This window comes from Pseudomonadota bacterium, from assembly GCA_037200975.1.
Lineage (GTDB): Bacteria > Pseudomonadota > Gammaproteobacteria > Steroidobacterales > Steroidobacteraceae > CADEED01.
In genome coordinates, this window is the sequence record JBBCGI010000001.1 from 4,016,175 (window position 1) to 4,040,446 (window position 24,272).

At 64.2% G+C, this 24,272-nt stretch carries 24 protein-coding genes; 13 read left to right on the forward strand and 11 right to left on the reverse strand.

Going from position 1 to position 24,272, the window contains the following annotated elements:
• Window positions 1–164 precede the first annotated feature (164 nt).
• From WDO72_17940 to WDO72_17965, 6 genes are all read left to right on the forward strand, one after another.
• Window positions 165–2,840 (forward strand): EAL domain-containing protein, encoded by a 2,676-nt coding sequence (locus WDO72_17940; protein MEJ0087558.1) that lies wholly within the window; start codon window positions 165–167, stop codon window positions 2,838–2,840.
• An 84-nt stretch (window positions 2,841–2,924) separates the two neighbouring features.
• Window positions 2,925–5,339 (forward strand): glycoside hydrolase family 95 protein, encoded by a 2,415-nt coding sequence (locus tag WDO72_17945; GenBank protein MEJ0087559.1) that lies wholly within the window; start codon window positions 2,925–2,927, stop codon window positions 5,337–5,339.
• 22 nt (window positions 5,340–5,361) lie between these two features.
• Complete coding sequence (locus tag WDO72_17950) at window positions 5,362–5,781, forward strand: hypothetical protein (protein MEJ0087560.1); 420 nt, start codon at window positions 5,362–5,364, stop codon at window positions 5,779–5,781.
• Between the two features lie 58 nt (window positions 5,782–5,839).
• A complete protein-coding gene (locus tag WDO72_17955; protein MEJ0087561.1) occupies window positions 5,840–6,985 on the forward strand; it encodes an acyl-CoA dehydrogenase family protein in 1,146 nt (381 codons plus the stop codon).
• A gap of 78 nt (window positions 6,986–7,063) precedes the next feature.
• On the forward strand, window positions 7,064–7,621 hold the full coding sequence (locus WDO72_17960) for a hypothetical protein (GenBank protein MEJ0087562.1): 558 nt from the start codon (window positions 7,064–7,066) through the stop codon (window positions 7,619–7,621).
• A gap of 132 nt (window positions 7,622–7,753) precedes the next feature.
• A complete protein-coding gene (locus tag WDO72_17965) occupies window positions 7,754–8,011 on the forward strand; it encodes a hypothetical protein (protein MEJ0087563.1) in 258 nt (85 codons plus the stop codon).
• Here the strand turns inward: WDO72_17965 and WDO72_17970 are convergent, their stop codons facing one another.
• From WDO72_17970 to WDO72_17990, 5 genes are all read right to left on the reverse strand, one after another.
• Window positions 8,012–8,641, reverse strand: coding sequence for a DUF4252 domain-containing protein (locus WDO72_17970; protein ID MEJ0087564.1), 630 nt, complete (start codon window positions 8,639–8,641; stop codon window positions 8,012–8,014).
• Complete coding sequence (locus tag WDO72_17975; protein MEJ0087565.1) at window positions 8,638–9,021, reverse strand: hypothetical protein; 384 nt, start codon at window positions 9,019–9,021, stop codon at window positions 8,638–8,640. Before WDO72_17975 ends, WDO72_17970 begins: the two co-directional genes overlap by 4 nt.
• Window positions 9,018–9,581, reverse strand: coding sequence for a sigma-70 family RNA polymerase sigma factor (locus WDO72_17980; GenBank protein MEJ0087566.1), 564 nt, complete (start codon window positions 9,579–9,581; stop codon window positions 9,018–9,020). Before WDO72_17980 ends, WDO72_17975 begins: the two co-directional genes overlap by 4 nt.
• A 24-nt stretch (window positions 9,582–9,605) precedes the next feature.
• Complete coding sequence (locus WDO72_17985) at window positions 9,606–10,160, reverse strand: DUF4252 domain-containing protein (GenBank protein ID MEJ0087567.1); 555 nt, start codon at window positions 10,158–10,160, stop codon at window positions 9,606–9,608.
• A gap of 66 nt (window positions 10,161–10,226) precedes the next feature.
• Window positions 10,227–10,748: a BsuPI-related putative proteinase inhibitor gene (locus WDO72_17990; protein MEJ0087568.1), complete on the reverse strand. Its 522-nt coding sequence runs from the start codon at window positions 10,746–10,748 to the stop codon at window positions 10,227–10,229.
• Between WDO72_17990 and WDO72_17995 the strand changes: the two genes are divergently transcribed.
• Window positions 10,723–11,073 (forward strand): CPXCG motif-containing cysteine-rich protein, encoded by a 351-nt coding sequence (locus tag WDO72_17995; GenBank protein ID MEJ0087569.1) that lies wholly within the window; start codon window positions 10,723–10,725, stop codon window positions 11,071–11,073. The genes WDO72_17990 and WDO72_17995 overlap by 26 nt on opposite strands.
• Before the next feature lie 2 nt (window positions 11,074–11,075).
• Window positions 11,076–11,792: an SDR family oxidoreductase gene (locus WDO72_18000; GenBank protein MEJ0087570.1), complete on the forward strand. Its 717-nt coding sequence runs from the start codon at window positions 11,076–11,078 to the stop codon at window positions 11,790–11,792.
• Window positions 11,793–11,886: 94 nt separating this feature from the next.
• Here WDO72_18000 and WDO72_18005 read toward each other — a convergent pair whose 3' ends face one another.
• The 5 genes from WDO72_18005 to WDO72_18025 all read right to left on the reverse strand — a co-directional run bounded on the left by WDO72_18005 (window position 11,887) and on the right by WDO72_18025 (window position 17,159).
• Entirely contained in the window at window positions 11,887–12,489 is a 603-nt protein-coding gene (locus WDO72_18005; GenBank protein MEJ0087571.1) for a response regulator transcription factor, read from the reverse strand.
• Window positions 12,486–13,628, reverse strand: a complete 1,143-nt coding sequence (locus tag WDO72_18010; protein ID MEJ0087572.1) for a sensor histidine kinase — start codon at window positions 13,626–13,628, stop codon at window positions 12,486–12,488. Before WDO72_18010 ends, WDO72_18005 begins: the two co-directional genes overlap by 4 nt.
• A gap of 34 nt (window positions 13,629–13,662) precedes the next feature.
• On the reverse strand, window positions 13,663–15,120 hold the full coding sequence (locus WDO72_18015; GenBank protein MEJ0087573.1) for a CIA30 family protein: 1,458 nt from the start codon (window positions 15,118–15,120) through the stop codon (window positions 13,663–13,665).
• Window positions 15,117–16,028 (reverse strand): ABC transporter ATP-binding protein, encoded by a 912-nt coding sequence (locus WDO72_18020; protein ID MEJ0087574.1) that lies wholly within the window; start codon window positions 16,026–16,028, stop codon window positions 15,117–15,119. Before WDO72_18020 ends, WDO72_18015 begins: the two co-directional genes overlap by 4 nt.
• Before the next feature lie 81 nt (window positions 16,029–16,109).
• The gene (locus tag WDO72_18025) at window positions 16,110–17,159 is read right to left on the reverse strand and encodes a hypothetical protein (protein ID MEJ0087575.1); all 1,050 of its coding nucleotides are present in this window, start codon (window positions 17,157–17,159) and stop codon (window positions 16,110–16,112) included.
• 156 nt (window positions 17,160–17,315) lie between these two features.
• On the opposite strand from WDO72_18025, the gene WDO72_18030 reads away from it, so the two are divergent.
• Genes WDO72_18030 through WDO72_18050 form a run of 5 tightly spaced genes read left to right on the forward strand, consistent with a single transcriptional unit; the run spans window position 17,316 to window position 21,906 of the window.
• Window positions 17,316–19,001 (forward strand): GMC family oxidoreductase, encoded by a 1,686-nt coding sequence (locus WDO72_18030; GenBank protein ID MEJ0087576.1) that lies wholly within the window; start codon window positions 17,316–17,318, stop codon window positions 18,999–19,001.
• Window positions 18,998–19,609: a gluconate 2-dehydrogenase subunit 3 family protein gene (locus WDO72_18035; protein MEJ0087577.1), complete on the forward strand. Its 612-nt coding sequence runs from the start codon at window positions 18,998–19,000 to the stop codon at window positions 19,607–19,609. The genes WDO72_18030 and WDO72_18035 overlap by 4 nt, the downstream gene beginning before the upstream one ends.
• 33 nt (window positions 19,610–19,642) lie before the next feature.
• A complete protein-coding gene (locus WDO72_18040) occupies window positions 19,643–20,536 on the forward strand; it encodes a dienelactone hydrolase family protein (GenBank protein MEJ0087578.1) in 894 nt (297 codons plus the stop codon).
• 16 nt (window positions 20,537–20,552) lie between these two features.
• Window positions 20,553–21,116: a hypothetical protein gene (locus tag WDO72_18045; protein ID MEJ0087579.1), complete on the forward strand. Its 564-nt coding sequence runs from the start codon at window positions 20,553–20,555 to the stop codon at window positions 21,114–21,116.
• Window positions 21,109–21,906 carry an MmcQ/YjbR family DNA-binding protein gene (locus tag WDO72_18050; GenBank protein MEJ0087580.1) on the forward strand — a complete coding sequence of 266 codons (798 nt, stop codon included), beginning with the start codon at window positions 21,109–21,111 and terminating at the stop codon, window positions 21,904–21,906. The genes WDO72_18045 and WDO72_18050 overlap by 8 nt, the downstream gene beginning before the upstream one ends.
• A 44-nt stretch (window positions 21,907–21,950) precedes the next feature.
• Here the strand turns inward: WDO72_18050 and WDO72_18055 are convergent, their stop codons facing one another.
• The gene (locus tag WDO72_18055; GenBank protein MEJ0087581.1) at window positions 21,951–24,122 is read right to left on the reverse strand and encodes a hypothetical protein; all 2,172 of its coding nucleotides are present in this window, start codon (window positions 24,120–24,122) and stop codon (window positions 21,951–21,953) included.
• Between the last annotated feature and the right edge of the window lie 150 nt (window positions 24,123–24,272).

The window sequence follows — 24,272 nt, forward strand, 5'->3', positions numbered from 1 at the left end:
TTCTGTTGAGGAGCATGCACTTAGCTTGTGTTCCTCAAAACTTATGACAGAATGCTTCGCAACTTTGGGAGGAAGCAGTTGCCGGAATCTGTGGCGCGGTTCGCCGTTGCTTACAGATCAAAGGCGTAGCGTGCTCTTCGCTCCGACCAAAGATTGGGAGAAGAGTGGCTCAAGCACCTGAACATCCTGCGGATCTGACGGCTTCGGACGTTTTCTCCACGGGCGTATGGTCGGCGCGCGGTGGCAAGCAGACGCTTGGCGTCGACATCGCCTGCACCAAGATTTCCATCGATCTGCAGAACATGCGGAAAGGCGCCGTCGACGGCTGCATCCGCGAGAGCCTCAACTCCCTGCGTGACGCCTCCGGCGTCGATACCGCCTTCGTCTGGCTGTTCAACGCCGACGGCCACACCATCGACGAGATCCATGCCGCTCACGGCGCGCTGGCCCAATGCCGTGTCGAGGCCTGGCGCTCGACCTCGCTCGAAGCGTTCCCGTGGTTCAAGGGCCGCCTCGAGCATCTGCGCCTCTCCGAGATCCGCGACAGCTCGGTGGCCCGCAAGGACCAGGCCATCGAAGCCAAGCGCCTCGCGGAATTGCAGATCGGTTCGGTACTGATGATCGCGTTCCGCGTCAGCGGTGTGCCGGCCGGAATCCTCGGGTTGGCGAACGCGCTGCCGCGCGGCGCCTGGGACGTGAACCTGCAGCTGCTGTTGAAGCTGCTCGGCAACTCCCTCGCCAGCGGCCTCGAGAAGCTCAAGGTCGAGAACCGGCTGCACAAGCTCGAAGAACGCCTCGAACTCGCGCAGGGCGCCGCCAACGATGGCCTGTGGGATTTCGACATCGAAAGCAACGAAGTCCACTTCTCCCCGCGCTGGAAACAGATGCTGGGTTACCCGGTGGATGCGCTGCTGGATTCACCCGACTGGCGCAGCCTGGTTCATCCCGAAGACATGTCGCGCGTGCAGAGCGCGATCCGCGATCACGTGGCCGGCAAGTCGCCGATTTTCGAAAGCGTGCATCGCATGAAGCACCGCAACGGCGACTGGCGCTGGGTGGTGAGCCGCGCCAAGGCGCGCGTGGATGAACATGGCCGGCTGTTGCGGCTGGTCGGCGTCGAGCTCGACATCACCGAGCGCAAGCTCTACGAAGAGGCGCTGTTCCGCGAGAAGGAGAGCGCGCAGATCACGCTGCAGTCGATCGGTGACGGCGTCGTCACGACCGATGCGAATTCCACCGTGGATTACATCAATCCGGTCGCCGAACAACTGACCGGCTGGCGCCTCGAAGATGCGATGGGCCGGCCGATCGAAGAAATCTACCGCGCGTTCCACGAGGAAACCTGCGAGCCGCTCGAGAATCCGTTGAGCGTGTCGATCCGCCGCACGCGGCCGATCAAGAGCGTGCGCCCGATGTTGCTGATCCGGCGCGACGGCAACGAGCTGTACGTGGAAAGCACCGCGGCGCCGATTCGTGACGGCGCCGGGGCCGTGTCCGGCGGTGTGCTCGTGTTCCATGACGTGACCGAGAGCCGCGAGCTCAATCGCCGCCTGTCGTACCACGCCTCGCACGATCTTTTGACCGGCCTCGTGAACCGCCGCGAGTTCGAAAGCCGCGTCGAACGCGCGCTCAAGAGCGCCAAGGCGCGCGAGTCGTCGTATGCGTTGTGTTACCTCGACATCGACCAGTTCAAGATCATCAACGACACCTGCGGCCATTCCGCGGGCGACGTGTTGTTAGGCCAGGTCGGCGCGCTGCTCAAGAGCAAGGTCCGCTGGCGTGACACTCTCGCGCGCCTCGGCGGAGACGAGTTCGGAATTCTTCTGGAAGCCTGCTCGCTCGACGAAGCGCTGCGCACGGCGGAAGTCATGCGCGAAGCGGTGCGCAATTTCAGGTTCACCTGGGAGGACCGCGTGTTCCGGCTCGGCGCGTCGGTGGGCGTGGTGCCCATCGCGGCGGAGAACGAAGACGTGGCGTCGATTCTTTCTGCCGCGGACAGCGCCTGCGCCGCCGCCAAGGAAGCCGGCCGCAACCGCGTGCACAGTTTCGCCGAGAACGACATCGAGCTCATGCGCCGCCGGCGCGAGATGCAATGGGCGGCGCGTATCAACGCGGCGCTGGAAGAGGGCCGCTTCGAGCTGTATCGCATGCAGATCCAGCCGTTGCAGCGCCCCGAGCCCGGCCAGCACTACGAGCTGCTGCTGCGCATGCGCGACGAATCCGGCCGCATGGTGTCGCCCGACAATTTCATCGCCGCGGCAGAACGCTACGGCCTGACTCCGGCGATCGATCGCTGGGTGGTCGAGAACGCGCTGCGCTGGCTGGTCAGCGAGGCGGACGAGCGCGAGAAGCTCGCCATGTGCTCGATCAATCTATCTGGCCAGAGCTTCGGCGACGACAAGTTCCTGCCGTTCGTCATCGAACAATTCAGCAAGAGCGGCATCGACGCCTCGAAGATCTGCTTCGAGATCACCGAGACCGCGGCGGTCGCCAGCTTCAGCCAGGCGAACCGCTTCATCCAGGCGTTGAAGGAGCTGGGTTGCCGCTTCGCGCTCGACGACTTCGGCACCGGCCTCTCGTCGTTCGGTTACCTGAAACATTTCCCGGTCGACTTCCTCAAGATCGACGGCAGCTTCGTGCGCGAAATCCTGCACGACCCGATCGATCGCGAGATGGTGCGTTCGATCAACGAAATCGGTCATCTCACCGGCAAGAAGACCATCGCCGAGTTCGCCGAGAACGCCGAGATCATCCAGATGCTCACCTCGCTGGGCGTCGACTACGCGCAAGGTTATGGCATCGCTCAGCCGCAACGCGTGCTGAAGGCCGTCAACGCCTAGACAGGCGCTGCGCGCCACGGTGGAAAACGGCGCCGAAGCGGCGTCGTCCATTGGGGTTATGATCTCTTCGTTCCGGGGGGATCCATGCGCCAGCTCTTTCGCCTGACTTCCTTGTCCGCGCTCGCGGCCTTGGCGACCCCATTCATGCTCGCGCTGTGCGGCGGCGTCGTGCTCGCGCAAGGTGAGGCGGCCAAGACCGCCACCATTCTCTGGTACGACCAGCCAGCGACCGACTGGGAGAAAGAAGCGCTGCCCATCGGCAACGGCCGCATCGGCGCGATGGTGTTCGGCAGCATCGATACCGAGCGGCTGCAGATCTCCGAAAAATCGCTGTGGACCGGCGGGCCGGGCTCGGAGGACGGTTACAGCTACGGTCTTCCGGCCGACTCGCAGGTCGACCTGGTGCGAAGCATCGGCAAACAACTGGTGGAAGGCGCTCAGCTCGCGCCCGAAGACGTGGCCAAACAACTCGGCCGCAAGGTGCACAACTACGGCGACTACCAGAGCTTCGGCGAGCTCGTGATCGAGCGCGAGCCGCAAGCCGAGCCGGTCACGGACTACCGCCGCGAGCTCGATCTGGACACCGCCATCGCGCGCGTGAGTTTCAAGCAGGGCGGAGTCGGCTACCGTCGCGAGTATTTCATCTCCTATCCCGACCAGCTGCTGGTCGTGCGCTGGTACAGCACCAGCGCGCAGAAGCTCAAGATCCGCTTCGCGGTGCCGGACAATCGCAGCGCGCAGTTCGACGTCGGCGCGCAGGGTCTGACCATCTCGGGTGCGCTCAAATCCAACGGGCTCAGATATGCCGCGCACGTGCGCGTGGTTCCCGACTGCGGCTCTGTCACGCGTGACGGTGATGCCTTGCGCATCGAGACCGAGTGCGCCATCACCGTCCTCGTCGCTGCGCGTACCAACTACCGCATGCACTACCCGGACTATCGTGCGGCCGACGTCGAGCCTGCCGGGGTGGCGATGAAGGATGCCCTTGCGGTGGGAACTGCCGGTCACGCGCGTCTTTACGGCCCGCACATCAGCGACTACCAGGCATTGTTCCAGCGCGTGAAGCTCGATCTCGGCGGCGCTCAGCCCGGAAAGATGACCACCGACCGCCTGCGTGCGCAGTACGGCAGCGGCAATATGTCTGCCGACCTCGCGCTCGAACAGCTGTATTTCAACTACGGCCGTTATCTGCTGATCTGCGCCTCGCGCAGCGGCTCCTTGCCCGCCAACCTGCAGGGCGTGTGGAACGACAAGGCCACGCCGCCGTGGAATGCCGACTACCACGTGAACATCAACCTGCAGATGAACTATTGGCCGGCGGAAACCGCCAACCTTTCGGAAACGGCAGCGCCGTTGTTCGATTTCGTCGATCAGCTGGTGCCGCCCGGAAAAATCGCCGCGCAGCGTTACTTCGGTGCCGGCGGCTGGACGATGTTCCTGAACACCAATGTCTGGGGATACGTGGGGCTCATCGACTGGCCCACCTCGTTCTGGCAGCCCGAGGCGGCAGCGTGGCTCGCGCAGCATTACTACGAGCACTATCTATTCAGCCGCGACGAGAAATTTCTCAGGCAACGCGCCTGGCCGGTCATGAAGGGCGCGGCGCAGTTCTGGCTCGATGCGCTGGTGATCGATCCGCACGACGGCAAGCTGGTCGTGAGCCCGAGCTACTCGCCGGAGCACGGGCCGTTTACCGCCGGTGCCGCGATGTCGCAGCAGATCGTCGCGGACCTGTTCGCCAATACGGTTGCGGCGGCGCCGCTGGCTGGCGACCGGGATTTCGGCAAACGTGTCGCCGCGGCGTTGGCGAATCTCGATCCGGGGCTGCGTGTCGGCAAGTCTGGCCAGCTGCAGGAATGGAAATCCGACATCGACGACATGAAAGACGATCATCGCCACGTCTCGCATCTGTTTGCGCTGCACCCGGCGAATGCCATCGATCCGGACAATAACCCGGAGCTCGCGGCGGCAGCACGCACTACACTCGATGCGCGCGGCGACGCGAGCACCGGCTGGAGCCGCGCGTGGAAGATCAACTTCTGGGCGCGCCTGCGCGATGGCGACCGCGCGCACAGATTGTTGGCCGGCCTGCTGCGCGACAGCACGCTGCCGAATCTCTGGGACACGCACCCGCCGTTCCAGATCGACGGCAACTTCGGCGCCACGGCGGGCATGATCGAAATGCTGTTGCAGAGCCAGGGCGGCGAGATCCGGATCCTGCCGGCGCTGCCTGCATCGTGGCCGAAGGGCAGCGTCAGTGGAATTCGCGCGCGTGGCGATGTCACGGTCGGCATCGAATGGGATGCCTGCGGTCCGGTGAAACTTTCATTCACGACCGGACATGCGGGCCCGGTCAATGTGCGCTCAGCGCTCTTCACTCGCGGCTTCGATGCGAGCGTGAAGACCGAAGGTGCCCTGGACAAACGCAAGTTCATGGCGAGCCGCGGCGGGTCCTATTCGTTCTCGCGCGGCGCGGCGGTTGGTTGTCCTTTTCCTTGAACGGGCGCGGCGGAGAGCGACGATGCTGATGACCGGCAGCTGCCATTGCCGAAACATCGCCTTCACCCTCGACTGGCGACCCGAGCCCGCGACGATTCCCGCGCGCGCCTGCGGCTGTTCCTTCTGCGTCAAACACGGCGGGGTCTGGACGGCTTGCCCGACGGCGCATCTGCGTATCGCCGTAGTAGATCCCGGGCGCGTGAGCCGCTATGAATTCGGCACGAAAACCGCGCAATTCCATGTTTGTACGAATTGCGGCGTCGTGCCCGTCGTGACCAGCGCCATCGAAGGCCGGGTTTTCGCGGTGGTGAGCGTCAACGCCCTCCACGATATCGCGCCCGAGCGGCTCGATCGCAAGCCGGCATCGTTCGATGGCGAGAGCGAGGGGGACCGCCTGGCGAGGCGCCAGCGCAACTGGATAGGCAACGTCGAATTCGCCTGAAGCGGCCGGAACCGCAAAAAGCAGGCGCGGCCGGCGAGCGGCGCGTTACCCTTGGCGCATGAATCCCTACATCATTCCCTGGATGGATGACGATCTCGAAGTCTTTCGCGACACGGTCGTCCGCTTCATCGAATCCGAAATGGTGCCGCACGACGCGCGCTGGCGCGAGCAGCACCACGTCGACCGCGAGACCTGGCGCAAGGCCGGCGAGACCGGGCTGCTGTTGTTAGATGTGCCGGCCGAATACGGCGGCGGCGGTGGAGATTTTCGCCACGAGGCGGTGATGTACACCGAGCTCGCGCGCCGCGGCATCGGCGCGTTCGGCCAGGGCGTGCACAGCATGTGCGCGCACTACGTGCTCAACCACGGGACGGAAGTGCAGAAGCAACGCTGGCTGCCGCGCCTGGCGTCGGGCGAGTTGATAGGCGCCATCTGCATGACCGAACCCGGCACGGGATCGGACCTCAAGGGCATCCGCACGCGCGCGGTGAAGCAGGGTGACCACTACGTGGTCGATGGCGCGAAGACGTTCATCACCAACGGCTCGCTCGCGACGCTGCTGATGCTGGTGGTCCGGACCGATCCGGCCGAAGGCAGCAAGGGCCTCTCCATCCTCATGGTCGAGACGAAGGATCTGCCGGGATATCGCGTCGGCCGCGTGCTCGACAAGATGGGCCTGCACGGGCAGGACACCTCAGAATTGTTCTTCCAGGGTGTCAACGTGCCGGTCGACTGCCTGCTGGGCGGCGTGGAAGGCAAGGGCATGCACCAGCTCATGCACGACCTGCCGTATGAACGCACCGTCATCGCGGTCGGCGCCGTGGGCGCGATGGAAGGCGGGCTCGAAGAGACGCTGAAATACGTGCGCGAACGCAAGACTTTCGGGCAGCCGGTATTCAACTACCAGAACACGCGCTTCAAGCTGGCGGAAGTGGCGAGCATCACGCGCATCGCACGCGTGTTCTCCGACCGCTGTGTCATGGACCTGGTGGCCGGCAAGCTCGACACCGAAACGGCGTCCATGGCCAAGTGGTGGGTCTCCGACATGCAGCAGCAGGTGCTGGACGAATGCGTGCAGCTGCACGGCGGCTACGGCTACATGAACGAATACCTCGTCTGCCGGCTGTTCGCGGATTCGCGCGTGCAGCGCATTTATGGCGGCACCAACGAGATCATGAAAGAGGTCATCGCGCGCGGCTTGTGAAGATTGAACGGCACACGGCAGAGACAGCCCGCGCGGCAAAGACTTTCGAACGATGTCCGATCGCCCAGGGGAAAAACAATGACTAACAACCCTTATTCGCCGCCCACCGCCCCCGTCGCCGACGTGGGCCACGGTGGGCTCGTCGACCAGTCCAATCCGTACTTCGCCGTCGGCCTGGTCAAGCTTGCCGTCATGAACATGGTGACTTTCGGCATCTACCAGGTTTACTGGTTCTACCGCCAATGGAACTTCGTGCGCGTTCGCGATCGCTCGGACATCTGGCCCGTCCCGCGGGCGATCTTCGCGATCATTTTCGTGTATCCGCTTTTTCAGCGCATCCGCTCGGATGCCGCGCAACACCAGGTACCGGGCGGCCTCGCCGCAGGGCCCCTGGCCACCGTGTTCATCCTCTGCAACTTCATCTGGCGCGCGCCGGATCCCTGGTGGCTGGCAGGTTTCCTCACGACCGTCGTGGTGGTCGTGGCGCAAAAGGTCGTCAACGAGATCAATGTGGCTGCCTCACCGGACCACGATCGCAACGAACGCTTTGGCGGCTGGAACTGGTTCGGCATCGTCGTGGGCGGAGTGTTCTGGGCGCTCGTGATGATCGGCCTGCTCTTCGGAGTCGAAGAGTAGCCAGCGGCACGCGGGCAGGCGGGCACTTTCCTCCGTGCACGTCGCGCTCGGCATCCCGCGCCGGTGTTCGCCTTTGCGCGGGGCGGTTGCGGTGGCATATTGCGGGTTCCTGCGGATTTCTAGAGGAACGCCATGCGCACCGCCATCATTCTCGGCATCGGATTCTTGTTGTTAGGCGCATGCGCAGGAGCCGGTTGGCTCCTGGGCGGCGCGCCGCGATTGAAACTGGCGGCGCTGGTGTTCATCGGCCTGTGGTTCGTCGCGACCGCGACGAACATGTACATCGGCGTCACGCGCGCCGGTTATTCCTTTATGGAAGAGTTGCCGATCTTCCTCTTGCTGTTCGGCGTGCCGGCCGTGGCTGCGTTGATCCTGCGTTACAAGGTCTGATCACTTTCCGGCCGGCGGTGCGGCCGCGGGCTTCGCTGCCGGCGCTTTCGTCGCTGCGGGTTTGTCCGGCACGGGCTTCTTGCCGGCTTCCAATTCGAGATCCGGCACACCCAGCTTCTGCAGGTCGTGCAGCTGCTCGAGATCGATGCTGCCGACGATGTTCACGATGGTGAACTCGCGCGGCTCGCTCGCGATGACGGCCAGGCCCTGCGCCCGGCCGTTTTCGATGAGCATGTAGACGTCGACATCGGTGTTCTCTTTCTTGCTGCGCGTCTCCACCATGCGCGTCCAGCCCGGTGCGCTCAACTGGCGGCGCACGGCGTCGACATCGGCCTTGGGGTACGCGAAGTCGGTGTCGAAAGTGTAGTTGCGCACGTAGATGCCGGTGAGCGAGGACACCAGTTTTTTCGCGGCGGCCTCCTCGGGATCGTTGCCGCTCAGGAAGCGCGACGCCATGCCGAGCAGCTCCGGGCCGAAGGTGACGTTCACCGATTCGCTGGCCTTCTCGGTCAAGCCTGCGAATTCGGGCAGCCGCAGTTGGCCCCGATTCTGCGCGGGGGCGGAGCTTTGCGCGAAGGCGCAGCCCATCGACAACAGGGCAACGGCAAGAAACGCGGCGCGGGCGTTCATGAGCGATTCTCCTCAGTCCCCGCGTCCGGCGGGCTCTTCACGGCTTGATAGGCAAGATCGAGTTTCTGGCTGGTGACGCGCAGCGCCTGCAGCAGCTCCAGGCTCGCAGCGCGGCCCGCCGCGTCTTCACGTTGCTGGTTGTGGAAGGCCATCTGCTGGCCGAGCACCACCGCGAGGACCAGCGACGCGGCCAGTGCCGCGGGCGCGCCCAGGCGTTGCCAGTAGTTTGGCGGGCGCGCCGACACGGACTTCATCGCGATGGGTGTCACCACGCTGTCGCGGCGTTCGGGCAGCGCCCGCATCACGCGCTGCGCGAAGCCCGCGGGGGCTTTCACGGGGCGCAGTGCGCGGCGCAGTTCGTCTTCGAAGTGGTCGGTCATGACAATTCCTCCGCCGTGATGAGTTTCGCGCCGATCATCCGGCTTCGCAGCGCGGTCAACGAACGCTTGATGTGGCTCTTCACGGTATTCACGGGCATATCGAGCGCAGTGGCGATCTCCGCGATGTCGCGGTCTTCCTGGTAACGCAGCACCATCACGGCGCGCGCGGCGGGTGGCAGTTCACCTAACAATCGCGCGAGCTCACGGCTCATGAGCGGGTCGTCGTCGGCCGCCGCGGCTGCGACGTGCGCGCCCTCGTCGAGCGGCTGCGTGGTGGTGTAGGGCAGGCGCCGCAGCCAGTCGATGGCCAGGTTCGACGCCACCCGCCGCAACCAGAAGCCCAGGTGTTCGAGCGACTCGATGCCGTCGAGCTTGCGGTACAGCTGCAGGAAGACGTCCTGCGCGAGGTCCTCGGCCTGGGCGCGGTTGTTCAGCATGCGGTACGCGATGCTGAACACCGAGCCCTGGTGCGCTTCGACTATCTCCGCGAACGCCACCGCTTCCCCGGCGCGTGCACGCAGCAGCAGGTCGTCAGGCACGGGCTGCGTTTGGGTCAACACGGCGTTCTGTCGTCACCGGCGCGATTATTCCTGGGCCACCTTGGGGATGCCGAATTGTCCTTCGAGCTTCGACAACTTGTCGATGTCGATGTTGCCGATCACGTTCACGATGGTGAACTCGCGCGGCTCGCTGGCGATCACGGCAATACCTTTGATCTTGCCGTCTTCGAGGCAAATGTAGACATCGGTATCTTCGCGCGGCTCGCGTTTGTGCTGCTGCACCAGGTGGTTCCAGCACGGCGCATCGAGCTGTTTGCGCACGCTGTCGACGTCGGCCATCGAGTAGGCACCTTCTTCGTCGAACGAGAAGTTGCGGACCTGCACCGAGGTGACTTCCTGGAGGACGCTGAGGGCAGCCTTTTCCTCTTCGTCTGCGCCTTCGTTGGCGCTGCTCGCGGCGATCCGGGAGGCGAATCGCAGCAACGGTCCGCCGATGGTGATGTTCACCGAATCGTTGGCCTTGGCCCGCAGGTGATTGAAGCTCGGGATATCGAGATGGGGCGTGGCGGCCAGGGAGGCCGCGGGCAGGGTGAGAACGGCGGCGGCTGCGCTGGCAGCCAGGAAGACGGGGAATTTCACGGCGGGCTCCTGTTTTGAATGTCCCTGCCTTCCATACGAGCAGGGGCCCCGCCGGGTTGCAGTCGCTCAGTCGATGGTGAAAACCCGCAGATTGGAGCCCAGTTCATGGGGTGCGAGCGGATTGGCGGGGAAACCGACCTTTGCCAGCACGCCGCGCGCCTCGTAGCGGCCCCGGTCGAGGAAGGTGCCGTCGCGCATTTCCTGGGTCCAGTCGAGCTCGAAAACCTTGCTTTCGCTTGCCTGGAACGTGATTTCGCTGACGACGGTGGGAAACGCGAGGCCTTCATTCGATCGCCAGCGTGGTGAGTTTCCACCTTCCGCGAACATCAGGAACTCGGCCGCGGCAGTAGATGGCATCTGCAACGTCACGGGGTGATCCGTGCGATTGCGCACGGTGAGTTCGAACGTGATGAGCTCGGTACGCGCGAAGCGATAGGACTCGGTGCCGGCGGAATCGCGCAGGGCCAACGTCGTGCTGAATGTCGGGCCATTGCCGCTGTCGATGTCGCGATGGGTGATGAGCCCGTTGCCGTCGGAGCTGCAGCTGTACTGCGCGCCCGCCGTGCAGAAAACGACGCCGACGAGCAAGGCGAGTCGTGCCATCATTCGGCCCGAAATAAACATGGTGCCTCCGGAAAAACCGCTGACCGACGCCGAAGTGGACGAGCTTTACGGGCTCGAGCCTGTGATCGGCGCGGACGCCATTGGAACGGACAAATCCGCTGCGGCGGAGTTCGTCACTGTCAGCTGCCCGTATTGCGGCGAGCCGTTCGAGACTACCGCCGACGTGAGCGCGGGTCCGTGTGTTTATGTCGAAGATTGTCAGATTTGTTGTCAGCCCATCGAGATGGAGCTTCGTGTGGATGAAAACGGCGCGCTTGCCGAAGTCCTGACGCGGCGCGGAGATAGTTAGAAATGGAAAAGCGGGTGGCGCTCATCACGGGCGCGGGCAGCGGGATCGGCAAGGCGACGGCGCTGGCATTCCTGGCGGATGGCTTTCGCGTGGTGGTGTCGGGACGGCACCGGGATGCCCTGGAGGAGGTTGCCAGGTCCGCGGGCGATGGGCAGTCGCTGGTGTTCGAGGCGGACGTCACGGACCCGGCCGCGGTGCGTGCGTTGTTCGACGCCACGCGCGAGAAGTTCGGCCGGCTCGACGTGTTGTTCAACAACGCGGGCGTGGGCACGCCATTCATTCCGCTCGAGGAGCTCAGCTACGAGCAATGGCGCGCGGTGATCGATACCAATGTGACCGGCGCGTTCCTGTGCACGCAGCAGGCGTTCCGGTTGATGAAGGATCAGGACCCGCGCGGCGGGCGCATCATCAACAACGGCTCGATCTCGGCGCATACGCCGCGCGCAAATTCGGCGCCGTACACCGCGTCCAAACATGCGATCACGGGGTTGACGAAATCCACCTCGCTCGATGGGCGCAAGTACGACATCGCCTGCGGCCAGATCGACATCGGCAATGCGCTGACCGAGCTTGCTTCGAAGCTGCCGCAGATGGAGCCGATGATGGACGTGAACCACGTGGCGAACGCGGTATTGCAGATGGCCAAACTACCGCTCGAGGCGAATGTGCAGTTCATGACCATCCTGGCGACGAAGATGGCCTATATAGGCCGCGGATGAGTGGTGCCGGGGTGCAATTCTCGTAATTGCGCGAACTTCCGCTCGTGCGCAAGCGTTCGCGCAATTACGAGAATTGCACCCCGGCACCACTTTCCTATAGCCATCCTCTCTGGCGCGCCAGGCGATACGCTTCGATCCGATTGCTCGCGCCGAGTTTGCCGATGGCCTCGGAAAGATAATTGCGCACCGTGCCGGCCGACAGCCCGAGCTGCTCCGCGATCTGCGGCGCGGACAATCCTTCGCCTGACAATCTCAGCGTCTGCCGTTCGCGGTCGTTGAGCGGGTCCGATTCGTTCCACGCCTCGACGGCCAGGGCCGGGTCGATCGCCTTGCCACCGCGATGCACGCTGCGCAGCGCTTCCGCCAGTTTCTCCGCCGGCGAATCTTTCAATAGATAGCCTTTCACCCCGGCATCGAGCGCGCGCCGCAGGTAGCCCTGGCGCGCGAACGTGGTGACGATCACCACCTTGCTGGGAAGCCCTTCCGCCTGGATCTTCTGCGCCAGTTCAATCCCCGTCATGCCGGGCATCTCGATGTCCGTGACCACGATGTCAGGCTTGAGCCGCCGGCATTCCGACAACGCCTGCAAGCCGTCCGCCGCGGCGCCCAGCACTTCGATATCCCGTTCGAGCCTGAGCAGCGCGCCGAGCGCGCCGCGCACCATGGCCTGATCCTCGGCCAGCAGGATCTTGATCATGCGGCAATCGGAACGGTGGCGCGCAACAACGTGCCGCCATCCTTGCCGGCCTCGAGCAGCAGCGTGCCGCCCACGCTGCCGAGCCGCTCGCGCATGCCGTTCAAGCCGTTGCCGGGCACGATGCGTCCGCCGCGGCCGTCGTCGGTCACTTCCACGATCACCGCCGCGGAATTTTGCCGCACGCGAATCGTGACGCCCGTGGCGCCCGAGTGACGCCGGATGTTCGTGGTCGCCTCGCGCAACGACAGCGCCAGCGCCGTCTCGCGATCGTGCGGCAGCTTCACGTTCTCCATTTCGCAATTCACCTTGAGGCCCTGCGCCTCCAGCAACGCCGTGGCGGCGGTCAATTCGGCGGCGAGGGCGGTACTGCGAATGCCGGAGACGGCGTTACGCACCTGCGACAGCGCATCGCGCGCGACGCGTTCGACTTCGCCGATTTCGTTGCGCGCGGCGTCGAGATCGCGGTCGATGAGCTTGCGCGCCAGCTCCGATTTCAGCGCGACCACCGACAGCGTGTGGCCTAACAAATCGTGCAGATCGCGCCCGATCCGTTCGCGTTCGGCGAGCGTGGCGAGCCGCATGATCTCGATGTTGCTGCGGCGCAGGTGCAGGTGTTGCTCGGTGGTGTACGCGGTGTAGACCGCGGAAATGCCGAGCAGCACACCGGGCAGGCCGACGCTCAGCACGGTCGTCCGGTCGTGCCCGAGGAACATCATCTCCGCGACGAACAACACGATGGAGAGCGCGATCAGCCGCCAGGCGATCCGCGTCGGCAGCGTGAACGACAGGGCAAAGAACCCGAAGATGAGATACCCGAGCGAGGCCACATTGAACGGCGCCAGCGCATACGCCAGCGTGAAAGTGCCCGCGATGTAACGCAGCCGCTTGCGATGTGGGCCGCCGTAAAAGTACGTGCAGAGATGGAAATACAGGAAGACCGGAACAGTCAGCAGTGTCGGAAGGATGACCCGCGTGAAGGACTGATCGGCGAGAACGGCCCAGAGAAACAACCACGCTAGGTTGAACAGGATCATGAACGGCATGAACCGCATGGCCCGCCCGTTCCCGTGCGTCATGTAGCCGACCATCGAATCGGGCGGCGCTTCCCGGATGTTCTGTATCAACTGTTTGAGGTTCATGCGGTCCTCACGTGCGCGCCATCCTAACTCCCGGTCACTCGAGGCGCACGTCGTCGAGTGCGAACCGGAAGTCGCCGGGCGGACCCATCGCGCCGATCACGACGCCATGCACGCGTTTGAGGTCCATGCCGGCGAGGGTGTCGAGCTCGATCCGCACTTCCTTCCACTCCGGGCCCGCGGTGAAGGCGTACATGGGTGGAATGCCAGCGCGCCCCTCGGCGCCGACCAGGAACAGGACGGTGTATTGCCGGCCGTCACCGCGCGCGTGGAAGCGCAAGGTCTTCTTGCTCGAGTAGTCCATGAAGGCGCCGTCTTCGGTGCCCTTGGGAAAGAAGATCGTGCCGCCGAACGGATACTCGATCGCGTCGCGAACGGTGCCGCTCGCTTCGAGCGCGCCCTGGCTGTGTTCCGCGCCGCCGGCGATGACCTGCACGGACGAAGTCGAATTGCCGCCGCGGGTCTTGTCGTCCGCCACCATCCAGCCGACGCCGTAACTCGCGTTCAGCGTGCCGTCGTCGAAGCTGGCGACTACAGGGTTGGTAGGCGCGGGAACGCCGACCGGGCCCGCGCCATCGTCCGGCGTCTTCTGCACGCTGCCGCCCATGATGCCGGCGACGATGAGTCCGAGGCCGGCGAAAAAGACCGCGCGCGACAGCAGCCGTTGTAGCGGGACACCGGCGCGCCGCGCGCCGTCGGCGCCGCCGAACATCCGCAAGCCGCCATTGGCGAGCTTTCGCATCGCGATGGTGAAGAACACGATCGTGATTCCGGCCAGCGAGGCGACGTGGCTCGCGAAGGTGCCCATCGAGGGCGCACCGAGCGAGTCGAGTTGCAACTGCGCGAGGTGAAACGCCGGCCACAGCGGCGCGAACTGCTGCACGACATGCGGCAGGAGCGGCATCGGCACCCACAGGCCGGACAGGAACGCCATGGGTAGATAGATGACGTTGACGATGGCGGGCGCCGCCTGTCCGGAGACGAACGCGCCCACACACAGGCCGATCGCGCAGAACGGCAACACGCCGAGGACGCCGATCACATACACCTCGAGGGCCTGCACGAAGCCGAAGGGCACGTGCCCGAGGAACTTCGCGAGCACGAGCATCAGCAGCGAGATGATGCTCGCGAAGATCATGGCCATCGCCATGCGCGCAACTAGATAGGCACCGGGCGGCATCGGCAGCGCCTGCTTGAACACCAGCAGGCCGTACTCGCGTTCGAACGCCAGCGAGACGCCGAAGCCGAACAGGCCTGGCGCCATCGTGCCGAACACCGACAGGCCGGCGAACGAATACAGCGCCGCGCCGGCATTACCCTTGGCGCTGCCCATCAACACGCCGAACAGCAGATAGAACATCGCCGGGAACAGCAGCGTCGGCAGCGCGAAGGCGGGCGTGCGCAGCATCTTCACGAGCTCGAAGCGGATGTCGCCCAAATAGGCGGCTACCAGGCGCGCGCCGCTCATCTGTGAATGGTGGACGGCCGTGTTCATGTTCCCGCCTCCGGACGCGCGCCGGCCGTGTTGGTGAGCTCCGTGAACGCTTCGGCGAGGCCGGCGCGCCGCACTTCGATGTCGCGCACGCCGGCGTCGCCGCCGAGCAGGCGGCGCAATACCGCTTCGGCGTCGCGCGTCACGATCGACTGCCGGCCGGATTCGTCGCTCAGCTCGACGACTTCGGGCCAGGCGGCGATCTCGGCGCGCGGGAGCGAGCTGCGGCACTGGATGGTCTTGCGTGAGACGTGCGCGCGGATTTCATCCACGCTGCCGCCGGCGACCAGCCGGCCGTGCGCGACCACGGCGACGCGATCGGCGAGGGCCTCGGCTTCCTCCAGATAGTGAGTGGTCAGCACGATCGAGCAGCCTTCGTGGATGAGATCGCGCACCACCTGCCAGAGCGCGGCGCGCGCATTCGTGTCGAGCCCGACGCTGGGTTCGTCGAGGAACAGCAGCTCGGGCCTGCCGACGATGGCCATGGCGAACTGCACCTGCCGTTTCTGCCCGCCCGACAGATCCTTGTAAGTCCGGTCCGCGACCTTCTCTAGGCCGAGCCGCTTGATCACCGCTTGCACTTCGTAGGGCGTCGGATAGTAGCTAGCCACCTGGGTGAGGAATTCGCGCGGCCGCATGACGGGCGACAACGCGACCTCCTGCATCATGATGCCGATGCGACGGCGCGCGGCGACCTCCTGGGGATCCTGGTCGAACAATGTGGCGGAACCTTCGTCGGGCCGCTGCAGCCCCAGCAACAGGGAGATCGCCGTGGACTTGCCCGCGCCATTGGGGCCGAGCAGGGCAAGCAGCTCGCCGCGCCGGACCGCGAGATCGAGTCCGTCGAGCGCGGTGATCTTTCCGAAGCGTTTACGGACCGCCTCGAGGCTGGCCAGCGGGGTTTGCGACATGTTTTCTCCCATGGAGGGCAGCATGTCGAAAGGGGCGGTGATTTTTAAGTCCCGCGTGTCAGCCGGGTCTCCTGACAGTTGTCACCTGCGCGGCTGAAAGACCGGAGTCTCGAGGCGCATGGATTGGGCCAGTTCGGCGCGGCCGACACTTTCGGCATAGTCGATGAGCGTGCGCAGATCGGGTGCCGAATCGAGCGTGAGACCCGGCGCCCGCGTGCGCAGCAGCTCGAACACGCTGAGCGCGGCGTCGGCGCGGCCGGCACGCAACAGGTGCCTGATCAAGGTGCTGGCGATCGTGTTGAGGCCGGCGGTGTAGTCCCAGCGCGCGGCCTGCTCGGCGACGTACAGGCTGTCGCGCACGATCAACGTTTCGTCGAGATCGCCGAGCCAGCGCGCCAGCGGGCGCGTCGCGTCGACGTGTTTGCCGATGCGAACGAGCTGGAACACCTCGTCGAGCATGCGCGCGCGCACCTTGAGCCGTTCGTACTCCTCGCGTGCGGCGGCACGTTCGGGGCTGCGGCTCGGTTCGTAACCGATCTGCGCGCGGCGCAGGTAGAGGCAGCCGCCGATCAGGCTGAAGAAGGAGATTTCGCAGAGCAGGCGGGCGGCGTGGGAGAACAGGGCCCAGGCACCGAGGCGTTGGAGTAGCGCGAGCAGTCCGAGATAGATCGGGATGGAGACGAGGATGGCGAGGTAATACGGGCCGAGGCCGCGCACGACGCGCAGCAGCATCAGTGGATTCACCGCCTGGTACGCGGGCTCGCCCATGCCGAGTGCGGCGATCGATGCGGGCAGCAACAGCAGCAGGGTGATGCCGAGCACGATGCCCGCCTTGCCGCCAAGCAGATAACAAAGCCAGACACCGAGCCCGATGATCCCGAGTTGCAACCAAGGCCGCGATTCGAACGGACTCAGCGTGTCGACCGACATGACCGGCGGCTCGGATGCGCCATCGGCGATGTGCTCGATGAGCACGTAGCCGTATTTGAGCACCCAGATTTGCAGGAACAGCGACCCGATCATTCCGTACAAGCCGCCGATCCCGAGGATGGTCATGAGTACGGAAAACGTACCCACCAGCAACAAGCTGGTCGGACTGAACGGAACCAGTAGAACGCGCAAGTAGTCCATAATGCGGCGCCGTGCCGTGGAAGTGGTGCCGGGGTGCAATTCTCGTAATTGAGCAGGCGTTCAAACAAGTAGCAGCGTCTGTTCAATTACGAGAATTGCACCCCGGCACCACTTCCACGGCATCACTCTCATGCTACGCGGGGGATGAAGTAGAGCATGGAAACGAATTCGTTTGATGCGATCGTGGTCGGGAGCGGCATGAGCGGTGGATGGGCCGCCAAGGAGCTCACCGAAAAGGGCCTGAAGACCCTGGTGCTCGAACGCGGGCGCATGGTCAAACACGGCGAATATCCGACCGCCACGAAGAATCCCTGGGATCTGCCGTACGGCAACCGCATCACGCAGGAAACGCGCAAGCACAAGTACGTGTGGTCGCGCACCGGATACCCCACGCCCGCCAACGAACACTGGATGATCGACGACCTCGAGAATCCCTTCGTCGAAGAGGCGCCCTTCGACTGGATGCGCGGCCATCATGTGGGCGGGCGTTCGATCATGTGGGCGCGTCAGAGTTATCGCTTCGGTCCGCTCGACATGGAAGCCAACGGCAAGGAAGGCGTCGGCGTTCCCTGGCCGGTCACGTACGACGAGATCGCGCCCTGGTACGACAAGGCGGAGATCTTCGCCGGCATCAGCGGCAGCGCAGATGGCCTGTATCAACTGCCCGACGGAAAATATCTCCCGCCGCACGATCTCAACTGCGTCGAAACCGATTTCAAACGGCGGCTCGATGACAAGTTAGGCCGCAAATTGATCATCGGCCGCTGCGCCAATCTCACCGCGCCGCTCACACACAACGAAAGCCCGCAGCGCGGCACCTGCCAGGCGCGCAACCTGTGTATTCGCGGCTGCCCGTATGGCGGCTACTTCAGCAGCGTCTCCGCGACGCTGCCGTCGGCGGAGCGCACCGGCAACATGACGCTGCTCGCCGACCAGATCGTCTACGAGCTCATCTACGACAACGACCGGGGCAAGGCCACCGGCGTGCGCGTGCTGGATGCCAAGACCGGCAATCAGACCGACTACTTCGCCAAGATCGTCTTCCTGTGCGCCTCGGCCCTCGGTTCGGCCTACATCATGCTGAACTCCACTTCGGCGCGTTTCCCGAACGGCTTCGGCAACGATTCGGGCGAGCTCGGCCACAACATCATGGATCACAACAAGCCGGGTAGTTCGAACGCCAGCGTCGAGGGATATCTCGACGTCGCGTACACCGGCCGGCGGCCGAATGGTTTCTACATTCCGCGTTATCGCAACGTCGGCAAGGACAAACGCAACTATCTACGCGGCTTCGGCTACCAGGGCCGTGCGGCGCGCGCAGGTTACGCGCGCTTCAACGACAGCGCGGCGATCGGCGAAGACCTCAAGAAGGAATTCCAGGAACCGGGGCCGTGGAACATCAGCATGACCGCGTTCGGCGAGATCCTGCCGTATCACGACAACCACTGCCGCATCGATCGCGACAAGAAGGACAAATACGGACTGCCGCTGCTGGTCGTGAATGCCATCGTGCGCGACAACGAGCGCAAGATGGAAGAAGACATGAAGAACGACGCGGCCGAAATGCTGACCGCCGCAGGCTTCAAGGACGTGAAAGTGCGCAGCGATTCGTACAACGTCGGCAACAGCATCCACGAGATGGGCACGGCGCGTATGGGCGCGGATCCGAAAAAATCCGTGCTCAACAAGTTCAACCAGGTGCATGCCTGCAAGAATGTGTTCGTCACCGATGGCTCGTTCATGCCCTCGTCGGGCTGCCAGAATCCCTCGCTCACCTACATGGCATTCACGGCGCGCGCGGCCGATCACGCGGTGTCGGAACTCAAGAAGGGCAACCTGTGAGCGCGCCTGAAATGAATACGCACGAACCCGAAATCCTGCGGCGGCGCGAGTTGCTCAAGCGCGCGGCCTGGTTGCTGGGCGGTGCCATTTCGGCGCCCGCGGCGCTCGCAATCCTGCAGGGTTGCTCGGCGAAGGATGCGGACACCGCGGCGCCGGTGGCATTGAAAGTGTTGAGCGCCGCACAACTCGCGCTGGTCGCCGAAATAGCCGAGACGATGATTCCGAAAACCACCACGAGCGGCGCGAAGGATGCCGGCGTGCCGGCCTTCATCGACCAGGTACTCGATGCGGTTTATCCCAAGGATGCGCAGCAGCGCTTCACGGCGGGACTCGCGGATTTCGAAGCAGCCGCCAAGGCCGCGGACAAATCGTTCCTCGACCGCGATCCGGCCGACCGCGCGGCCTTCGTCAAACAAAGCCTCGAAGCCGCGCTGGCGGGCGAGCGCGAGCCGAAGCCGTTCATCCTCATGGCGCGCGAGCTCACGCTGCTCGGGTTCTTCACTTCGCAGGTGGGGATCGACGAGAACATGGATTACGTCGCGGTGCCCGGCGCGTACCACGGCTGTGTGCCGCTCTCGCAGATGAAGAAACACGTCTACTGGGAATAGGGCGCGGACGCGGCACGGCGCAGGAGTTCAGCAATGACAATCGACAAGCGCATCATCGATCTCTACAACGAATACGTGCACTCGGCGCTGCCGCGGCGGGATTTCATGACCAGGCTGGTCAAGATCGCGGGCGGCACGGCCGCCGCGCTGGCGGTGCTGCCGCTCATCGAGCCTAACTACGCGCAGGCGCGCCAGACCGAGCCGGACGACAAGCGGCTCGCCACCGAGAAGCTGCAGTTCAACGGACCGGACGGGCCGGTCAAGGCCTATGTCGCCAGACCCCGCAAGCTGCGCCGCAGGGACCGGATCCCCGGCATCCTCGTCATCCATGAGAATCGTGGCCTCAACGAGCACATCGAAGACGTCACCCGGCGCGTCGCGCTCGCCGGCTACATGGCGGTTGCGCCGGACGGTCTTTCGTCCGCGGGTGGGGCACCGGCGGACCAGGAAGCCGCGCGCGATCTGTTCGCGAAGACCGACGGCGCCCGCATCGCGTCGGACATCCTCGCGGCGGTGCCGTGGCTGGCGGGTGATGCGTCCAACAACGGCAAGATCGGCGTGGTCGGGTTCTGTTATGGCGGCGGTCTGGCGTTGCGCGCCGCGGTTGAAAACATCGGCGTCGATGCCGCGGTGGCGTATTACGGCAAGCAGTTGCCGGCGCAGGACACGAAGCGGCTACGCGTGCCGATCCTGCTTCACTACGCGGGCAACGACGAGCGCGTCAACGCCGGCATTCCGGAATTCAAGGCGGCGCTCGATGCGCAGGGCGCCACCTACACGATCGAAATGTATCCGGGTACCGACCACGGCTTCAACAACGATTCGAGCGCCGCGCGTTACAACGACGAGGCAGCCAGGCTTGCGTGGAGCCGCACGATTGCGTTCTTCGATGCCAATCTGAAACCGCAGATTCCAAAGGAAGAATAGATAGCAGGGGGTAGTCATGAGATTCCTGGCTCTTCTGCTGGTGGCCTTCGCACCGGCCGGCGGCGCTGTCGCCGAAGACTTCGACATCTGGAAAAAAACCATCAACAACGATTCGAACGGCACCTGGAACTTCCAGCCCGAGAAACCGAAGGCGAAGTACTTCGTCGACAAGGGGGTTCCGGGCGAGCACGCGTTTCGTATCAAGGCAGAAAAGGGTGCGAACCCGTGGGACTTGCAGGCCAGCTCGCCGGTGCAGGGCGCGATCAATGAAGGCGACGTGGTCATGCTCATGTACTACGCGCGTGCCGCCGAGCCGGCCGAAGGTGGCAGTTCCTTGACCGCCCGGGTGCAGCTCGACAGCTCGCCGTACACGGCCACGCTCGAATTCAATGCGCCGATCACGGGCGAGTGGAACAGCTACTGCGCCCATCGCGTTGCCACCACGACGCTGCCGGAGAAAAAAGGCAGCGTGTCGATCCACCTTGCGGCGGCGAAGCAGGTCATCGAGCTGGGTCCGGTGTTCGTGTTCAACTTCGGCAAGGATTTCAACCGTGCGAAGCTGAAGGGCTGCGATGGCTGACAAGGGCGCGCGCACCATTCCGAAGGCGGTACGCGAGTTGTGCCTCGCGTTTCCGGAGGCCGAGGAATTCGAATCGCATGGCGCTCCCAACTACCGCGCCAGGAAGAGCCGGGTCTTCGCGATGTTCGCGCTCAATCACCATGGCGACGGGCACGTGGCGCTGTGGCTGAATACGCCCGCGCTCGAGCAGGCGCGCCTGCTGGCGTCGTCGCAACACATCTTCAAGCCGCCCTACGTGGGCCCGTCGGGCTGGATCGGCGTCGAGCTCAACAAGGGTGTGTCCTGGAAGCAGGTGTGTGAACTCGTGCGTCTGGCGTATGCGAACAGCTCGCCGGCCAAACTCGTGGCCCGGGTCGCGAAGACTCCAGCGATTGCCGCGCCGGCGGTGAAAATGAAACCGGCCGACATCGACCGGATGCTGGCGCCGAAGGCGCAGAAAGCACTCAAGTTGCTGCGCGAAATCTGCGCCGCGTTGCCCGAAGCCGACGAAGGCACACAAATGGGATCGGTGACCTGGCGCACCGGCAAGCGCAGTTTCCTGATGCTGTACGACTACGGAAAAGGACTCACCACATCATTCTGGGTGGGCATCGAGCGGCAGGGGCCGCTCGAAATGGATCCGCGTTTAAGGATTCCCGCCTATCTTGGCCACAACGGCTGGATCGCATTCGACCTGGCGGGCGGCGCCAATTCCCGCGAGCTGCGCGAATTCGTCGTCGAGAGCTTCCGTCATTTTGCGACGCGGCGCGCACTCGCCGCGCTCGACGCGAAACCTTCTCGCGTCGCCTGATGGCGCCGGCGGCGGGCCGGGCACATCGATGATGACGATGACTTTCAGTTGCCGGCCGGCTTTTCCGGCGCCCCCGCGTTCGCGACTTCGACGTCTCGCGCGACTTCGTCACGAATCCGCGCCCAGTGGAACAGGTTGTCCGGATTGGCATCGAAAGAATTGCCGTTGTAGGCCGTGAGCTTCATGTCCTTGTAGATAGGCCGCGTGATGCGGATCACCTCGTCCCAGTAAGCCAAGGCCCGTTCGAGATGGCCGATCGCCGCCCGGCGATGGCCCTCGCCGCCGCTGCTGCGAAAGGTCTGGAGCTCGACCGCGCCACGCAGCTTCTCGGCCAGGTGCAGGCCGAGGAACGCCCAGGTCCGCACGTCCGCCACTTCGTACATGAGCGAGGCATTGCGCGATGTATCGATGCCTTGCACGAGCCGCAGCGCTTCGCGGCAATCGCGCTCGAGCATCTGGCTGAGTTGCAGTGGCGTTACGCGGTCGGCCGCGAAAGTCTGTTTGTCGTGCAACGCCTGCACGTAGTCGGCTACCGAAACGTAGGCAGGATCCATCGTGGGTTGTTTGATCAACGCGTCGACGCCGATGTAATGCGTCTCCTCACCCTGCAGCGCCAGGAATCCCTCGCTGTAGAGCGTGAAGTCCCAACGCGAATCGAACAGCGAAGCGAGCCGCAGCTGGGTGTTCGAAGACAGCGCGTACGCGCGCAACAGGTTCCCGGCCTTCGGCCCGTAGCGGCGCTTAAAGTCCGCCTGGAAAGTGGAGTCGGGTGTCGTCGGGTCGTAGAGCAATCGCCCCCACAGTTCGTAGAACAGCCACTGCCGCTCGAAGGCCCACTTCCAGTCGACGGGCTGGTCGCTGGCCGTGAAGTAGTCGAGCGCGGGGATATACGTCTCCGAGCCGATGAAATAACCGCCGACGTAATCCTGCGCGCCATTCAGGCGGATGTGTTCGCGGATGAAATCCGGCACACCCCAACGCAGCGCGAAGAAATCCTCGTTGCGGACCTGCCAGACGATCTTGTAGTTGGACGGCGTCGGTTTGAAATACGTGTCGCCGAGCTTGCCGCCATGCACCTTGACCAGCTTCGGCGTCGAGTGGCCGTGCGACCAGTTGAATTTCATCTCGACCCAGATCGGCCCGTCGAACTGATTGCCGAGTTTCTCCATTGCCGCGCGCGTCATCTGCTCGACATCGGTGCTCACGCCGGGGCCGGAAGACAGCCCTGACGAAAACGGCACGCGATGAATGAGTTTGACGGGTTGCTTGCGTTTCGCGTTCAGCGCGCCGGCGATGTAGACCTCATCGACGAACTGCTGGCGCTGCAGCGGCGTCATCTCCGCCATGCCTTCGCCGTGCGAGACCCCGATGCCATCGAGGTCCGGGTACTCCTCCAGCATCTGCGTCACGCTCTCGCGCAGGTACCGCTTGGTGATGTCGGAGGTGTCGCCCGGCACGTAGTAGTGCGGGTAGAAGTTCTGCTTCGCGACACCGTGGGCTTTGGCGAATTCCTCGCTGACGAAGATGCTCCAGAACACCACGTAGGTGTCGAGGCCGCGCTCCTTGGCCATGCGGAATATTTCGCGATACAGATGCTGCCATTGCGCAAACTCGGCGTCGGTCCACTTGCTGGCTTCCGGAAAGTTCTTCGGCCGGATCATGTAAGTGAACGGGTGCATGGTCCACAGGCTCACCGCGTTGAAGCGGTTGTCGACCATCATGTCGAGGAAGGCTTCCCAGTACGCGAGGTCGCGCACCGTGTCGAAATGTTGATCGAGCGCGGAGCTTGGCCGGTAGGTGTCCCACGGTGTGTTGAACTTGATGCCGCGGAAGCTCTCCGCGGGTTTGACCGGCCGGGCCGAGAGCTTCGCGAAATCGACGCCGTCGCGTAGTTGCTCGCGGGCCGCGAGCGCGCCGTAGATGAGGCCGCGTGCGTCGCCGCCTGTGATGACCACGTGGCGATCGCGTGCGGCGATCGAGAAGGATTCCGCGCCGAGTTTTGCGTCCACCGCGAGCGTGACCTCGCAGCGCGGAGAAGCAGGCAGCGCGGATTCGAGGCGCCGCTGTGCGTAGGCCGCTTGTATCGACTGATCCGAATGGATCTGGCAGGCGCCAGCCGCGGCGCTGGCCAGCAACCCGAGCGATGCGAGCAGGACATTCAGGCGTCGGTTCACCGGGTCATGATTCCAGTCGAGCGGGAAGCCGGCTCTTTCCACGAAAGAAAGCCAGCGAAGCGGACGTGTCCTTCACGAAGAAGACGGGGCGCGAATACCAGTGTTTCATGGATCGAACAGGGGCGATTGGTTAGAGGCGGATATGTCGGCAGGGAGACAGTACTGTCAACCAAAATCGACGCAATTTGCGTC

Excerpts from the sequence above, each read along its gene's own strand:
- WDO72_17945 (MEJ0087559.1), top strand. The coding sequence starts at position 2,925 with ATGCGCCAGCTCTTTCGCCTGACTTCCTTGTCCGCGCTCGCGGCCTTG.
- WDO72_17950 (MEJ0087560.1), top strand. The coding sequence starts at position 5,362 with ATGCTGATGACCGGCAGCTGCCATTGCCGAAACATCGCCTTCACCCTC.
- WDO72_17955 (MEJ0087561.1), top strand. The coding sequence starts at position 5,840 with ATGAATCCCTACATCATTCCCTGGATGGATGACGATCTCGAAGTCTTT.
- WDO72_17960 (MEJ0087562.1), top strand. The coding sequence starts at position 7,064 with ATGACTAACAACCCTTATTCGCCGCCCACCGCCCCCGTCGCCGACGTG.
- WDO72_17965 (MEJ0087563.1), top strand. The coding sequence starts at position 7,754 with ATGCGCACCGCCATCATTCTCGGCATCGGATTCTTGTTGTTAGGCGCA.
- WDO72_17970 (MEJ0087564.1), bottom strand. The coding sequence starts at position 8,641 with ATGAACGCCCGCGCCGCGTTTCTTGCCGTTGCCCTGTTGTCGATGGGC.
- WDO72_17975 (MEJ0087565.1), bottom strand. The coding sequence starts at position 9,021 with ATGACCGACCACTTCGAAGACGAACTGCGCCGCGCACTGCGCCCCGTG.
- WDO72_18000 (MEJ0087570.1), top strand. The coding sequence starts at position 11,076 with ATGGAAAAGCGGGTGGCGCTCATCACGGGCGCGGGCAGCGGGATCGGC.
- WDO72_18005 (MEJ0087571.1), bottom strand. The coding sequence starts at position 12,489 with ATGATCAAGATCCTGCTGGCCGAGGATCAGGCCATGGTGCGCGGCGCG.
- WDO72_18010 (MEJ0087572.1), bottom strand. The coding sequence starts at position 13,628 with ATGAACCTCAAACAGTTGATACAGAACATCCGGGAAGCGCCGCCCGAT.
- WDO72_18015 (MEJ0087573.1), bottom strand. The coding sequence starts at position 15,120 with ATGAACACGGCCGTCCACCATTCACAGATGAGCGGCGCGCGCCTGGTA.
- WDO72_18020 (MEJ0087574.1), bottom strand. The coding sequence starts at position 16,028 with ATGTCGCAAACCCCGCTGGCCAGCCTCGAGGCGGTCCGTAAACGCTTC.
- WDO72_18025 (MEJ0087575.1), bottom strand. The coding sequence starts at position 17,159 with ATGGACTACTTGCGCGTTCTACTGGTTCCGTTCAGTCCGACCAGCTTG.
- WDO72_18030 (MEJ0087576.1), top strand. The coding sequence starts at position 17,316 with ATGGAAACGAATTCGTTTGATGCGATCGTGGTCGGGAGCGGCATGAGC.
- WDO72_18040 (MEJ0087578.1), top strand. The coding sequence starts at position 19,643 with ATGACAATCGACAAGCGCATCATCGATCTCTACAACGAATACGTGCAC.
- WDO72_18045 (MEJ0087579.1), top strand. The coding sequence starts at position 20,553 with ATGAGATTCCTGGCTCTTCTGCTGGTGGCCTTCGCACCGGCCGGCGGC.
- WDO72_18050 (MEJ0087580.1), top strand. The coding sequence starts at position 21,109 with ATGGCTGACAAGGGCGCGCGCACCATTCCGAAGGCGGTACGCGAGTTG.